This is a genomic window from Chryseobacterium sp. OSA05B, assembly GCF_019970065.1.
Lineage (GTDB): Bacteria > Bacteroidota > Bacteroidia > Flavobacteriales > Weeksellaceae > Chryseobacterium.
In genome coordinates this window covers 214,347-228,555 of the sequence record NZ_JAHXYH010000006.1, presented here as the reverse complement: position 1 = coordinate 228,555, position 14,209 = coordinate 214,347, and the positions used below count along the sequence as shown (strand labels likewise).

Genomic DNA, 14,209 nt, shown 5'->3' with positions numbered 1-14,209 from the left:
CTTAGTCTCAGTCTCATTAAGCATATTGTTTAAGCAGTTCTGTAAGTGAATTCACGTCATGCACACCGCTTTCTTTCCATAAGAGTTCACCATTTTTGAAGACCGCAAGGGTAGGAACACCTCTTACTCCGTATTGAGCAGCCAAAGCCGGATATTGGTCTACATCCACTTTGATGATTCTCGCGCCTTCGCCAATATTTTCTTTTACCGTATTTAAAACGGATGACTGTACTTTGCATGGCTGACACCACGTGGCAAAAAAGTCAATAAGTACCGGTCTTTCCGAATTGATGATTTCCTGAAATTTTTGTGACATAGTTTTGGTTTTTTGTACACCATCAGAACTTCATTGAGATAAATCCTGATGGCTCATTATATTTTATTTTCCGGAGGTGTTCTCTTCCTGAATAGCTTTTACATTTTTCCAGGTTGTACCGTCGTAGGCTTCTACGCCGTTTTTCTTTAAGATGTCCATAGCCTGATCAGCCTGAATTCCCTTATTGCAGAAAACAACCACCTTTTTGCCTTTCAGCGAATCGATATTGTTCTCTATTTCAGCTAAAGGAATGTTGATAGCGCCTTTTGCGGTCCCTGCCTCATACTGTTCCGGAATTCTTACATCTACCAGCGTGATATCAGAACTCTTGACTATTTGTTTGATGTCTGCTTTTGGATGATCAGCTGTAGATTTTGTTTTACAGGCTGTTAACGCTAAACTAGAAATCAGAATATATCCGAAAATCTTTCCTTTCAGCATGCTATAATGTTTTTGACTGACAAACAAAATCTGTAGTCGGGAATTTTTCTGTTTTTTTGATGCCGCTGAAACCTCCTTCTATTTCTGTAAAGTTTCTGATTCCATGAGCGTTAAGGATGCTTGCGGCGATCATGCTTCTGTATCCTCCGGCACAGTGCAGGAAGAAATGTTCAGAATCATCAATGGTCTTTACCCAGTCACTGATGGTGTCCAACGGTTTGTTGTATGCATTGTCAACATGTTCAGCAGAATACTCGCTCAGCTTTCTCACATCAATCACTTTGGCATTTTCTGTAAACTGTTCTGCGAATTCAGCGGGAGATATTCTTTTAATTTCGTCAGTTTCTTTTCCGGTAGATTTCCATGATGCAAAGCTTCCGTCTAAATATCCTACCACATTGTCGAATCCGACTCTGCTTAATCGGGTAATTACTTCTTCTTCAGTTCCTTCGTCGGCTACAAGCAGAATAGGGTGCTTCACATCTACGATCATATTTCCAACCCATGGTGCGAAATCTCCTTTCAAGCCTATGTTGACAGAATTTGGAATAAATCCTTTATGGAATTCTGCAGGGCTTCTGGTATCTAAAATCAATGCACCTGTTTCTTCTGCAAAAGCTTCAAAATCTTCGGCAGCAATAGGGCTTAATCCTTTATTCATCACCACATCAAGGCTTTCGTATCCGCCTTTGTTCATCGCCACATTCATTCCGAAATACTTCGGTGGAGCGGTAAGACCGTCAAGAACTTCTCTGATAAATGATTCTTTGTCCGGCTGATTAAGGGCGTAATTGGTTTTTTTCTGATTTCCCAGAATGTCCACGGTTTCTTTCTGCATATTTTTTCCGCATGCTGAACCGGCGCCGTGTGCAGGATACACCGTAATGCTGTCATCCAGTGGAAGGATTTTGCTGTGAAGACTGTCATACAGAATTCCTGCAAGATCTTCCTGAGTAAGATTGGTTGCTTTCTGCGCAAGGTCAGGTCTTCCAACATCCCCTAAAAACAGAGTATCGCCGGTGAAAATAGCGGTTTCAGTTCCATTTTCGTCGATTAAGAGATAAGTGGTACTCTCCATCGTATGTCCGGGAGTGTGAAGTACTTTTATTTTTATGTTTCCGATCTCAAAGATCTGGTTGTCTTCAGCGATGATAGCCTCAAATGCAGGCTGGGCAGTAGGTCCGTAAACAATAGGAGCTCCTGTCTTTTTACTCAGATCCAAATGTCCTGAAACAAAATCCGCGTGGAAATGGGTCTCGAAAATATATTTTAAAGTTACATTGTCTTTGTCAAGGCGATCCAGATAAGGTTTTACCTCTCTCAGCGGATCAATAATCACAGCTTCATTTTCTGATACAATATAATAGGCACCCTGAGCCAGACAGCCCGTATATATTTGTTCAATTTTCATTGGGATCTTTTTTAAATTTTAGATAAAGATACAAAGTATTAGATGAATTGTAAACGAAATGTTAAATCCGGACGATAGTTTATTTCAATATTATGCGGCTGTAAGCCTTAAAGCCCTTTGTTTTCAAACGAAAAACAGGGAAGAAAGAACCTTAATTTTGGAGACTGTTTTTTATCATGCTCAGGAAGTGAAAATAATTATGTAGTGCCTTTGTTTAAAGACATTGTGTCCAGTGTATTTCACTTCATGGTTTAAAATTTGCAAAGGATGGGTTTGACCTATTTTTTTCCGTCGTATTAACTAAGATTATTATGTAATATGACTTTAATACCCAAATATTTTACAAAAACTTTTATATTTATAAGTTAAAAAAGATCAGATGGCAGATAAAACACAATTTATTGAAGAACTAAATGCAAGATATACTCCAAAAGGAGAACACATTATATTAGGAAAAGGAATGCTGGACGGGGAAGTAGTTCCGGAAGTAAATGTAACGATTCCTTTGAAGACTATCAACCGACACGGACTTATTGCGGGTGCTACAGGAACTGGGAAAACCAAAACACTTCAGGTTTTTGCAGAACAGCTTTCTCACGCAGGAGTTCCTTCTTTGGTGTTGGATATTAAAGGTGACTTTTCAGGAATTGCAGAAACCGGGCAGATGAATCCCATCATTGAAGAAAGATATGCTAAAACCCAGCTTCCTTACAATCCACAAGCTTTTCCGGTAGAATTGATGAGTATTTCCGGTGGGAAAGGAGTGAAGCTGAGGGCGACCGTGACAGAATTCGGACCGGTTTTATTAAGCAAAATTCTTGAGCTGAATGATACCCAGCAGAGTATCATGTCTATTGTTTTCAAATATTGTGATGATAAAGGTCTTCCATTAATTGATTTAAATGATTTAAAGAAAGTTCTGCAATACGTAACAGATAATGCACAGGGAAAAGCTGAACTGGCAGCCAACTACGGATCCATCGCTTCGGCTTCTTTGGGAACTATTCTAAGGTCTATTGTTGCACTGGAGCAGCAGGGAGCATCTGATTTCTTCGGTGAATTAAGTTTTGATGTTCATGATCTTCTTGAAATCAGAGATGGAAAAGGAGTCGTAAATATTTTAAGAGTAGCTGAGATCCAAAGTAAGCCACAGCTGTTCTCCACATTTATGCTTTCGCTTTTTGCTGAAATTTATATGACTTTCCCTGAAGAAGGAGACAGCGGAAAGCCTAAATTAGTTCTTTTCATCGATGAAGCCCACCTGATTTTTGATGAAGCTTCAAAAGCATTGCTTTCACAGATTGAGACAATGGTCAAGCTGATCCGTTCCAAAGGAGTGGGTATTTACTTTATCACTCAGATTCCGGGCGATGTTCCTGAAAATGTTTTGTCTCAGCTGGGATTAAAGATTCAGCATGCTTTGAGAGGGTTTACGGCAAAAGATAAAAAAGAAATCACGAAAGCTGTAGAAAATTACCCTACCACGGAATTTTATAACGCATCCAGCCTGATTCAGAATCTGGGAATCGGAGAAGCTTTTGTCACCGCTTTGGATGAAAAAGGAATTCCTACACCACTTGTTCATACGTATCTGATCTCTCCGGAATCCAGAATGGATGTTTTAAGTGATGCAGAAATTTCGGAATTAACAGGGAATTCAGCTTTAGTTGCCAAATATGAAGTGCCTGTTGATAAAGAATCAGCTTACGAAATATTAACGAACAGAATGGAGCAGGCCGCACAGAATCCTGCACCAACCCAAAAATCCAGACCACTAAAAGAAGAGCCGGGAATGTTTGAGCAGGTGCTTCAAAGCAAAGCCGGAAGAACATTCACCAGCACGTTGATGCGTGAAGGAGCAAAAGCCATCCTGGGAATGTTCGGACTGGGTGGAAGAAAGAGATAGTATCTTAAAATTAATTCGATATAAATATAATCCTGCTAAGAAAAGAGTATCAGTTTTTTAATGGATCGTACTGGCTGTTTTGAATCCGGTTATGAAGGGGATCAATGCCCGGTTTACTTTTTTTTGACATATTTTTTGTTATTTTAGCAGGACTGCCTTTGCCGGCGGATAAAAAATGGCTCTGTCAGTTATTTGGAGGAATAATTTCAGGGATCGGTCTGTATGTAATTTCTATGGTATTTGTATTGAATATCAAAGATGGACAGCAGATACAATTATAGCTAGTATAGACAGATGGCATGGGTTATGTACTAAGCTTTATAACTTTATGCTCCAGGCTGATGATGAAGGAAATTATTAATATTAATCATAAAAAATAGCAGTATAACTACAACTCAATGTATTCGATTATAGATATAGAAAGTAATGGTGCAGGTTATAGAAATGAATGCATTATAGATATAGCCATCTACAGGTACGATGGTCAGAAAATCACTGACCAGTTTATATCTCTCGTAAATCCTGAAAGTGACATCACCCCTTTTGTGCAGAAACTGACAAGTATTACGCCCAAAATGGTTAAAACCGCGCCTAAATTTCACGAAATAGCCAAAAGAGTCATTGAGATCACTCAGAATACAACGCTTGTAGGGCATAATATTGATTTTGATTACAGGATGCTGCGCCAGTCTTTCAAAAGGCTGGGTTATGATTTTCAGACCAATACTTTAGATACGATTCCTTTGGCGAAGAAAATGATTCCGGATGAGGTAAGCTACTCATTGGGAAAACTGGTTAAATCGTTGGGGATTCCATTAACGAACCACCACAGAGCAGAAGGGGATGCAAGGGCAACGTTGGAACTGTTCAAGCTTCTGATCTCAAAAGATACAGAGAATGAGATTATCCAGAAGCAACATGACGAAACCAATGCCAAGACCTACATTAATAAGATTAAAGTCCTGACCCAAGATCTTCCGAATGAAAAAGGTTTTGTCTACTTCCAGAACGAAGCAGGGAAAATCATTTTATCAGATTATGTTCAGGATATCAATAAATTTTCAAAGAAGATCTTTAATTCCAAGTCCAAGAAGTGGGAAGAGCTTCAGAAAGAGGTGGAACAGATCAATTATGAGCTTACGGGAACAGATATTATCGCCAAACTGATCCTGAATTCCAAGAACATCAAAAAAAGAGAAACATTTCAGTTCGGGCTTTATTTCAGAAACAATAAATACATTGTTGAAAAGAATAAGCTCAACAAAACAGAAAAGCCAATCCTGAAATTCAGATCATTTACGCAGGGAACAAAAGCCGTTCAGTTTATCAATCTTCATGAAGAATTTAACGATGTTAATGCTTTCATGAAAAAGATCGATTTCAGAAAGAGAAATGAACTTTGGCTGGGACAGGGAAGAAAATTAGGTGAAAAAATGTTCCTGATTATTGAAAACGGAAAAATCATGTCTTATGGTTTTTACGACCTGTTTACGCAGATTCAAACGATGAGCAAGATTGCGAAACTGAAAATTGATCTTCCATTGCCTTCTACAGATTTGCATAATGATCTTCAATTAGCGCTTCTTCGCGGAGATTTTGAGACATTGCCATTGCCTAAATAGCAATGAGTTTTAGAATGTAAGAGTTCTATCAAAAAGGAGATGCCTTAAAATCAATTTTCCTGAAATAAAAAATAAATAGTATTTTTGTAAAAAATAAATAGAAGCAATGCAACATTTTAAACAAATAAAAACTGGAAAGAAGGGAACTGTAAAGTTCTCTAAGGTTTGGAATATTTAAAAGACTTGTCTTGCATAAAAATAATCAATGTGGCAGGCTCTTTATCTAAGAATCTGCCTTTTTTTATGTTAAAATGAAATTATGAATTCAAAAGAATTATTAAAGATTGCCAATGATTTTGGCTCCCCGGTGTATGTTTATGATGCTGAATCCATCAAAGTTCAATACGAGAAACTTACATCTTCTTTTTTAAAACACACAAAGTTTTTCTATGCGGCAAAGGCGTTGACAAACATCAACATTTTAAAGTACGTCAAGAACTTGGGTGCTTCTTTGGATTGCGTATCTATTAATGAAGTCAGATTAGGACTAAAAGTAGGGTTTCCGAAAGAGAAAATCCTCTTTACTCCCAATTGTGTTGACCTGGCTGAAATAGAAGAAGCAATGGCTTTCGGAGTTCATATTAACATAGATAATATTTCTATTCTTGAGCAGTTCGGGAATAAATACGGAAATACGTATCCGATCCTTGTAAGAATCAATCCGCATATTTTCGCAGGCGGAAACTATAAAATTTCAACGGGACATATCGACAGCAAGTTCGGGATTTCTATCCACCAGGTTCGTCATATCGAAAGAGTCATGAAAAGTACCAACCTTAATGTGGAAGGTCTTCACATGCACACAGGAAGCGAGATCAAGGATCCGGACGTTTTCCTTCAGGCACTGGATATCATGCTGGAACTGTCTGAGCATTTTCCTAATCTTAAATATCTTGATATGGGAAGCGGCTTCAAAATTCCGTATCAGGACAGTGAAGAAGAAACGGACGTGAGAACATTAGGTAAGAAGGTGGAAAAAGTAATATCCGATTTTACAAAATCTACAGGAAGAAAATTCGAATTATGGTTTGAACCAGGAAAATTCTTAGTAGGAAAAAGCGGATATCTTTTAGTAAAAGCTAATGTCATCAAGCAAACGACAGCTACTGTATTCGTAGGAGTAAATTCAGGATTTAACCACCTGATCCGTCCGATGTTCTATGACTCTTATCACAAGATCGAAAACCTTTCCAATCCAAAAGGAGCGGAAAGAATCTATACGGTTGTAGGAAACATCTGTGAAACCGATACTTTTGCATGGGACAGAAAGCTGAATGAAGTAAGAGAAGGTGATATTCTGGCTTTTCATAATGCAGGAGCTTACGGCTTTGAAATGAGTTCCAACTTTAATTCAAGATTAAAACCGGCTGAAGTATTATTCTTAGACGGAAAAGCGCTCCTTATTCGTAAAAGAGACGAGTTTGAAGATCTGCTAAGAAATCAGATAGAAGTAATTTAATATCCACATAAATAACAAAGGCTCCGCACATTGATGCGGAGTTTTTGTTATTAGAAGTTAGAAGCTAGAGGTTTAGTGATCAAGATAAGCAACCAGCAACTGAAAGCCAGCTCACACATATCCCAAAACCATAACTTTCATTCTCCAATTTAACCTGAATTCAGGTTAAGCTTAGTTCAATATGATGAAATTTTAATAGTTTATAGGGATAGGAATTATAATTTATTAGCTAAATTTGAGAGAGGTAAGGATTTTTTATAGTAAAAAGGCTTGCGTTATATCTATATTTTCTCAGTATTCTATAACTAAAATAACCACCAAAAAATAGTAATTATGGCTAAAAACATAGCAGAGCAGATTGTTGAAATGCTCGAAAATGCCAATGTGAAAAGAATTTATGCAGTAACCGGCGACAGTCTTAATCATCTTAATATTGCCGTTAAAAAAAGCAGCATCGAATGGATCCATGTAAGACATGAAGAAGTAGGTGCCTATGCAGCAGCGGCAGAAGCTGAACTTGATGGTTTTGCGGTGTGTGCAGGAAGCTGTGGTCCGGGACATGTTCATTTAATCAATGGAGTCTACGAGGCACACAAATCCCATGTTCCGATGCTGGTCATCGCGTCCACTATTCCGAGTGATGAAATGGGGATGGATTATTTCCAGGAAACCAATACCATAAAACTGTTTGATGACTGCAGCCACTACAATCAGATGATCACCAGGCCTGAACAGGTGCAGAGAACATTGCAGACAGCGATCCAGCACGCTATTTCAAAAAAGGGAGTTGCCGTGATCGGACTTCCCGGAGATGTGTCAGAACTTGATGCCGAAGAAGGATCTACTTCCACCCAGATATTTAAAACAAATCCGGTGATCAGACCTTCTGATGATGAATTGAAACGTCTGGCAACTTTAATTAATGAAAGTAAAAAAGTAACCCTTTATTGTGGAATCGGAGCGGGAGAAGCTAATGCTGAGGTAGTAGAACTTTCAAAATTTTTAAAAGCTCCGGTAGGGTATTCTTTCCGAGGGAAGATGGCCATTCAGCCCAATAATCCAAATGAAGTGGGACTTACGGGTCTTCTTGGATTTCCATCCGCTTATCATGCCATGCACGAGGCTGATCTTCTGATCATGTTGGGAACTGATTTCCCCTATCAAAAGTTCATGCCAGTTAAAAATAAAATTGTTCAGATCGATGAAAGCCCTGAAAGGCTGGGAAGAAGAGCGAAACTGGAGCTGGGACTGGCGGGAGATGTAAAGGAAACCATTAAAGCTTTACTGCCTTTACTTGAAGAAAAAACAGATGTCCACTTTCTGAATGAGCAGCTGGCATTTTATGAAAAAGTAAAAGAGAGTCAGCTTACCTATGTGAAAGATTCCGGAAAGGAAGACGCTATTCAACCTGAATACGTAACACATACTTTAGATCAGCTGGCCAAAAAAGATGCCATTTTTACGGTAGATACAGGCATGTGCTGTGTATGGGGTGCCAGATTTATTACAGGAACCGGCGAAAGAAAAATGCTGGGATCTTTCAATCACGGATCCATGGCCAATGCTATGCCGATGGCTATAGGAGCGTCTTTGGCGCATCCGGGCAGAGAAGTAATTGCCCTCTGCGGAGATGGCGGACTGTCTATGCTTCTCGGAGATATGGCCACGATCTTCCAATATAAACTTCCTGTCAAGTTAATTGTTTTTAATAACCGGACCCTTGGAATGGTAAAACTGGAAATGGAAGTAGGCGGAATGCCGGACAATGAAACGGATATGATCAATCCGGATTTTGCCATGGTAGCACAGGCGATGGGCTATCCCGGAAAAAACGTTCACAAACCTGAAGAAGTGGAAGACGCTATAAAAGAATGCTTGGCCTATAACGGACCTTACCTTCTCAATATCTTTACAAATCCAAATGCACTGGCTCTTCCTCCGAAAATAGATTTCGATCAGGTATTGGGCATGACAAAATCTATGGCTCAGCTGATGTTGGGTGGCAAAATGGAAGAAGTTCTGGATACGGTGAAAACCAATTACAAACATATTAAAGGTCTGCTGTAATGAGTGCGTCCTTAAAAAGATTCTATATCATCGCCTGGCTATTCGGGCTGGTGTTTTATTTTCTGGATTACGTGGTTCGTTCAGCACCGGCAGTGATGATCCCGGAATTGGTCAGTAATTTCAGTACAACAGAACTGAAGTTGGTCAGCCTGATCGGAACCTATTACTATACCTATTCCACCTGTAGCCTGATTGCGGGAATAGCTCTGGATAAATTCGGAGGGAAAAGATCTCTTTTTGCCGGAGCTTTAATTCTGGGAATCGGATGTCTTCTTTTTCTCGCATCTGCCTATTCCGGTGGTGTAGCGGGAAGACTGCTTCAGGGAGCGGGATGTGCTTTTGCATTTCCTGGATGTGTCTATCTGGCAAGCAAAGGGTTTTCTTCAAAATCTCTGGCAACCGCTGTTGGATTTACACAATGCATCGGAATGCTAGGCGGAACTGCCGGCCAGTTTGTAGTAGGACCATGGGTAGAAGAAGGGATTAATATCGATACTTTCTGGCTTTGGTCAGGGATTATTACCGTAATTACAGCATTCTGTCTGTTTCTGGTGATTCCCGGCGAAAAACAGTCTGAGTCACAGTCTGGGGAAGCGGTTAAAAAGGTGGGATATTTAGAACCATATAAAATCGTTTTTAAAAATCCCCAATCCTGGCTGTGCGGTATTATTTCCGGACTTCTGTTTGCGCCCACGACGATATTTGCTATGACCTGGGGTGTTGCTTTCTTTGAAAAAGATAAAGGATTTATATTTCATGATGCCGCCATCACAAGTGCAATGGTTGCTTTTGGCTGGGTATTCGGATGTCCGCTTTTAGGATTTATTACAGATAAAATAGGAAGAAGAAAACCTGTTCTGATTGGAGGAGCAATTCTGATGATTTTAAGCTTTCTGCAGTTGATCTATTTTCCTGAACTGTATCCGGCGAAGATCAGTATGTTTATTTTCGGGCTTGGTTCCGGAGCTGCGATGATTCCGTATTCTATCATTAAGGAAGCCAATCCGGATTATGTGAAAGGAAGTGCCACCGGTGCTATTAATTTTATCACCTTCGGAGTAACTACGTTGGTGAGCCCGCTCTTCAGTAGGTGGTTTGGGAAAAGTCTGGAAGCTTCATCTGGAGAAATGCATTTTCAGTATTCCATATTGTTCTGGATCACAGGAATTGTACTCGCTGTTTTGATTTCATTTATGTTAAAAGAAACGGGAAGCAAGGCACAGGCACACGTTTTAAATGCTTAAAAGAAATTTAAATAATTAATACAACTTCGGGTGAAAGCCTGAAGTTTTTCTTTTTAGTAAAGCATTTAAATAATTAACTTTGTTACAGTAATATTAATAACTAATGAATACGGTTCTATGAAAGCTTTTACATTATTTATAGCCCTCCTTATTGCCAATTTTACATGGGCTCAGCAGGACGTTGAAGACAGAGATGATAATCCGATCACGGAGATCAATAAAAACTTATTGAAGATAGATATCAAAGAACCTCTTTTACAGGTTGCCGTGAAAAACTGTAATGATTTTAAACCTGCTGCATTTGAGGGCGGTGTTGTAGTCTACAAAGAAACACTGCGAAAATTCATGTATGATTATCTGAATTCAGATTTTTATGTACTGAACGGAGATTTTACATTCACCCTTACCGTAGATCAGACCGGAAAAGTAACTAATATTGAAGGAAGTCCTAAAGTGTCCAACAGTGCTTACTTTTTTGATGATATGAAATATGTGGTGAGACGTATCAAAAAAAGCTGGGTTCCTGCTTCATGCAACGGACAACCTGTTTCTTCACAAATCAAACTTAAAATGAGTTTCTCCTCAATAGCCACAGATCTCTAAACTAATTACATGAAAAAATACCTTTTCTTACTGCCTTTACTGTTCAGTGGAATTAAAGGTTTCTCTCAACAGATATCACAGGTTGAAGTAACACCATCATATACTCAGAAAGCAAAATTTCCGGGCGGTGATGAAGCTTTCCGTAAACAGTTTATGGATATGCTTCATGCGTACGTAGATACCCAGAGCTATGCGATCAATGGGAAAGTCATTTTTGTAATCAATATTGCGCCGGACGGGAAGATGAACCGTTTGAATGTTCTTCCCAGGATCAAAAACAGTGAAATGTTTATAGATGATGTGAAATACGCGATGAAAAAGATCAAAGGAAAATGGAAGCCGGCCATGAAAGAAAACACACCTGTAGATTCTGACATTACGGTAAGGGTTAATTTCAGTACCAATGGATATGATCATGATTAGAATACTGTTTTTATTGTTGACAGTTTTTTCACTAAAGCTTTCAGCGCAGGAAACTGCACAGAATACTTCAAATAAATCTATGCCCGGAGGACTCAACAGCTTCAGAGCAGAAGTAGCCAAGCAGATTGACCTCAGTGATTTCGTCTGGAATGAACCCTTTAACCTGGTTGTGACTTTTGTCGTAAGCAAAGACGGGAAAATGGAGAATGTAAAGCTGGAAGAGTCTTCAGGAAACACAGAATTCGACCAAAGAATTCTGGACGGAATAAAAAGAATCAGAAAGAAAAAATGGACGCCGGCAAAAAGAAATGAAGAGCCTGTAGAGTCATTTTATAGGCTTCCGATGACTTTTCATCCTCCGAAATAATATTCAAATTCAAAGGTTATTAAAAATACATAGATGAGCACCATGAAATTTTTATTTTTTTTCCTACTTACCATTTCTTCTCAGATATTTTATGCACAAATGAATGTCTTAGAGGAGTATCCCAAAAATCAATACTTTTATGAAGGTGGAGCGGTTGAGTTTTATAAACAGGCCCATGATTATCTGACCCATAATAAATTCAAAGAATGTGGTGAAAAAGAAATTTATCAACCCAGAATTATTATTACAAAAGATGGAACCGTTAAGAAGGTAAAGGATAATGATACGGCAAATATTGGAAAAAACAAATGTGCCTTTGATCTTTCAATGGAAGTTCTCAAAAATCTCAAGCAATGGAAAGCTGCTGATGTAAAAGGAGTTAAAATGGGTGCTATTACAGAATTTATCTTCTATCCTAAAGATCTGATGAGTAATTATAAACCGGGGTATAATGCCAGTGATTTTGTAATCTATGCCCAGTATCCCGGAGGAAACAAAAAACTGAATTCGGATTTCCATGATAACTTTATGACCCTTTTTGCAGATTATCAAATCAATGGAGCCCTTAGTTTAGAATTTTATGTAAATGATAAAGGGGAAATTACCAACCCCAGAATCTATCCTGAAATAGGTAATCAAAATTTTAATATCAACTTTATGAGAACTCTTTCCAGGCTTAAAAAGGTTTGGAAACCAGCTCTTTATTCGAATATTCCGATCAAACAGAAAATTGTATATCCTATGGAATTTTCTGTAAATTTTATACAAAGATAGTCCTGCCATTCTGTCACAATATTTTGTATCTTTGCAGACTAATCTGTTTAGGAGTAAAAATTCATGAATCAAGACCGAACTTTACATCTTAAACATTGAACTTAAATTGATCATTGTGCAGGAAAAATATATAGACGAAACAAAACAGGGAGAAGCTTTTGCTATCGCTGAACGTCCTGAGAATTCTAAAAAGCTCTTTCTGGAAAGCTACGGCTGCCAGATGAATTTTTCTGATTCTGAGATTGTTGCATCTATTCTTAATGAGCAGGGGTACAATACCACGCTGAAAGTAGAAGAAGCAGACCTTATCCTTTTAAATACCTGTTCTATCCGTGAAAAAGCGGAGCAGACCGTAAGAATGCGCCTTGCTCAGTTCAAAAGACTGAAGAAAGAAAAACCGAGCATGACAGTTGGCGTTTTAGGATGCATGGCAGAACGATTGAAAACCAAATTCTTAGAAGAAGAACAGTTAGTAGATCTTGTCGTAGGTCCTGATGCCTACAGAGATCTTCCGAACCTGCTTAAGGAAACGGAAGACGGTAGAGATGCCATCAATGTAATTCTTTCCAAAGAAGAAACGTATGCAGATATCAATCCGGTCCGTCTAGGCGGAAACGGAGTTACGGCATTTGTAACCATCACCAGAGGATGTGATAATATGTGCACGTTCTGTGTGGTTCCGTTTACCAGAGGAAGAGAAAGAAGCCGTGATCCGCACTCTATCATTGAAGAATGTAAAAATCTTTTAGATAACGGGTATAAAGAAATTACCCTTTTGGGGCAGAATGTAGACTCTTACTTATGGTATGGAGGAGGCCCAAAGAAAGACTTCGCCAAAGCTTCTGAAATGCAGAAGGCCACGGCAGTTGATTTTGCACAGTTGCTTGATTTAGTGGCTAAAGCGGTTCCGGAAATGAGAGTGAGATTCTCTACTTCCAACCCACAGGATATGAGTCTGGATGTATTCAGAATGATTGCAAAACATGACAATATCTGTAAATACGTTCACCTTCCTGTACAGAGCGGAAGCAACAATATGCTTCTTGCGATGAACAGACAGCATACCCGTGAGGAATATTTAGATTTGATAAGAAAAGCAAAGGAAATTGTTCCGGATATTTCTTTTTCTCAGGATATGATCATCGGTTTCTGTAATGAAACGGAAGAAGATCACCAGGATACCTTAAGCCTGATGAAAGAAGTGGAATATGACTACGGTTATATGTTCGCCTATTCAGAAAGACCGGGAACGCCTGCGCATAAAAAGATGGAAGATAATATTCCATTTGAAGTGAAGCAGAGACGTCTGAACGAGGTGATTGAACTTCAGCGCGAATTATCCAGAAAAAGAATGGAGACTTACGTAGGAAGAACACACCAGATTCTGATCGAAGGAACGTCCAGAAAAAATGAAAACCAGTGGAAAGGAAGAAATTCCCAGAACGCGGTTTGCGTATTTGATGTGCTGGAAGGACAGAAAATTGGTGACATTGTGAACGTTTTTGTCTATGACAATACACAGGGCACACTTTTAGGGAGAACAGCAGAATAATCCGAGATGTTGATAAAGGCGGCT

General features: G+C 38.9%; 13 protein-coding genes. 10 read left to right on the top strand and 3 right to left on the bottom strand.

The genetic code is table 11. From position 1 onward, the window contains the following. Window positions 1-16: 16 nt before the first annotated feature. From LC419_RS20835 to LC419_RS20825, 3 genes are all read right to left on the bottom strand, one after another. Window positions 17-316, bottom strand: a complete 300-nt coding sequence (locus LC419_RS20835) for a co-chaperone YbbN (protein WP_034726850.1) — start codon at window positions 314-316, stop codon at window positions 17-19. 63 nt (window positions 317-379) lie between these two features. Further along, on the bottom strand, window positions 380-757 hold the full coding sequence (locus LC419_RS20830; RefSeq protein ID WP_223609150.1) for a rhodanese-like domain-containing protein: 378 nt from the start codon (window positions 755-757) through the stop codon (window positions 380-382). A gap of 1 nt (window position 758) precedes the next feature. After that, entirely contained in the window at window positions 759-2,168 is a 1,410-nt protein-coding gene (locus LC419_RS20825; protein WP_223609149.1) for a rhodanese-like domain-containing protein, read from the bottom strand. A gap of 379 nt (window positions 2,169-2,547) precedes the next feature. On the opposite strand from LC419_RS20825, the gene LC419_RS20820 reads away from it, so the two are divergent. From LC419_RS20820 to miaB, 10 genes are all read left to right on the top strand, one after another. Beyond that, a complete protein-coding gene (locus tag LC419_RS20820) occupies window positions 2,548-4,074 on the top strand; it encodes a helicase HerA-like domain-containing protein (RefSeq protein ID WP_223609148.1) in 1,527 nt (508 codons plus the stop codon). Window positions 4,075-4,472: 398 nt separating this feature from the next. Continuing rightward, entirely contained in the window at window positions 4,473-5,696 is a 1,224-nt protein-coding gene (locus LC419_RS20815) for a PolC-type DNA polymerase III (RefSeq protein ID WP_223609147.1), read from the top strand. A 259-nt stretch (window positions 5,697-5,955) separates the two neighbouring features. Beyond that, window positions 5,956-7,155 (top strand): diaminopimelate decarboxylase, encoded by a 1,200-nt coding sequence (lysA, locus tag LC419_RS20810; protein ID WP_223609146.1) that lies wholly within the window; start codon window positions 5,956-5,958, stop codon window positions 7,153-7,155. 333 nt (window positions 7,156-7,488) lie between these two features. Further along, window positions 7,489-9,222, top strand: a complete 1,734-nt coding sequence (locus LC419_RS20805) for a thiamine pyrophosphate-dependent enzyme (protein WP_223609145.1) — start codon at window positions 7,489-7,491, stop codon at window positions 9,220-9,222. Continuing rightward, complete coding sequence (locus LC419_RS20800; protein ID WP_223609144.1) at window positions 9,222-10,466, top strand: MFS transporter; 1,245 nt, start codon at window positions 9,222-9,224, stop codon at window positions 10,464-10,466. Before LC419_RS20805 ends, LC419_RS20800 begins: the two co-directional genes overlap by 1 nt. A 117-nt stretch (window positions 10,467-10,583) precedes the next feature. Then, window positions 10,584-11,069, top strand: coding sequence for a hypothetical protein (locus LC419_RS20795; RefSeq protein ID WP_223609143.1), 486 nt, complete (start codon window positions 10,584-10,586; stop codon window positions 11,067-11,069). Window positions 11,070-11,078: 9 nt separating this feature from the next. Next, on the top strand, window positions 11,079-11,492 hold the full coding sequence (locus tag LC419_RS20790) for an energy transducer TonB (protein ID WP_223609142.1): 414 nt from the start codon (window positions 11,079-11,081) through the stop codon (window positions 11,490-11,492). Next, the gene (locus LC419_RS20785) at window positions 11,485-11,859 is read left to right on the top strand and encodes an energy transducer TonB (RefSeq protein ID WP_223609141.1); all 375 of its coding nucleotides are present in this window, start codon (window positions 11,485-11,487) and stop codon (window positions 11,857-11,859) included. The genes LC419_RS20790 and LC419_RS20785 overlap by 8 nt, the downstream gene beginning before the upstream one ends. Window positions 11,860-11,901: 42 nt before the next feature. Next, a complete protein-coding gene (locus LC419_RS20780; RefSeq protein ID WP_223609140.1) occupies window positions 11,902-12,633 on the top strand; it encodes a hypothetical protein in 732 nt (243 codons plus the stop codon). A gap of 115 nt (window positions 12,634-12,748) precedes the next feature. After that, on the top strand, window positions 12,749-14,185 hold the full coding sequence (gene miaB / locus LC419_RS20775) for a tRNA (N6-isopentenyl adenosine(37)-C2)-methylthiotransferase MiaB (RefSeq protein WP_223609139.1): 1,437 nt from the start codon (window positions 12,749-12,751) through the stop codon (window positions 14,183-14,185). Window positions 14,186-14,209: the final 24 nt, after the last annotated feature.

Bases quoted from the DNA above. Each gene is read 5' to 3' on its own strand.
- LC419_RS20780 (WP_223609140.1), top strand. From the start codon at position 11,902: ATGAAATTTTTATTTTTTTTCCTACTTACCATTTCTTCTCAGATATTT.
- LC419_RS20825 (WP_223609149.1), bottom strand. From the start codon at position 2,168: ATGAAAATTGAACAAATATATACGGGCTGTCTGGCTCAGGGTGCCTAT.
- LC419_RS20830 (WP_223609150.1), bottom strand. From the start codon at position 757: ATGCTGAAAGGAAAGATTTTCGGATATATTCTGATTTCTAGTTTAGCG.
- lysA (WP_223609146.1), top strand. From the start codon at position 5,956: ATGAATTCAAAAGAATTATTAAAGATTGCCAATGATTTTGGCTCCCCG.
- LC419_RS20800 (WP_223609144.1), top strand. From the start codon at position 9,222: ATGAGTGCGTCCTTAAAAAGATTCTATATCATCGCCTGGCTATTCGGG.
- LC419_RS20820 (WP_223609148.1), top strand. From the start codon at position 2,548: ATGGCAGATAAAACACAATTTATTGAAGAACTAAATGCAAGATATACT.
- LC419_RS20815 (WP_223609147.1), top strand. From the start codon at position 4,473: ATGTATTCGATTATAGATATAGAAAGTAATGGTGCAGGTTATAGAAAT.
- LC419_RS20835 (WP_034726850.1), bottom strand. From the start codon at position 316: ATGTCACAAAAATTTCAGGAAATCATCAATTCGGAAAGACCGGTACTT.
- LC419_RS20805 (WP_223609145.1), top strand. From the start codon at position 7,489: ATGGCTAAAAACATAGCAGAGCAGATTGTTGAAATGCTCGAAAATGCC.
- LC419_RS20785 (WP_223609141.1), top strand. From the start codon at position 11,485: ATGATTAGAATACTGTTTTTATTGTTGACAGTTTTTTCACTAAAGCTT.
- LC419_RS20795 (WP_223609143.1), top strand. From the start codon at position 10,584: ATGAAAGCTTTTACATTATTTATAGCCCTCCTTATTGCCAATTTTACA.
- LC419_RS20790 (WP_223609142.1), top strand. From the start codon at position 11,079: ATGAAAAAATACCTTTTCTTACTGCCTTTACTGTTCAGTGGAATTAAA.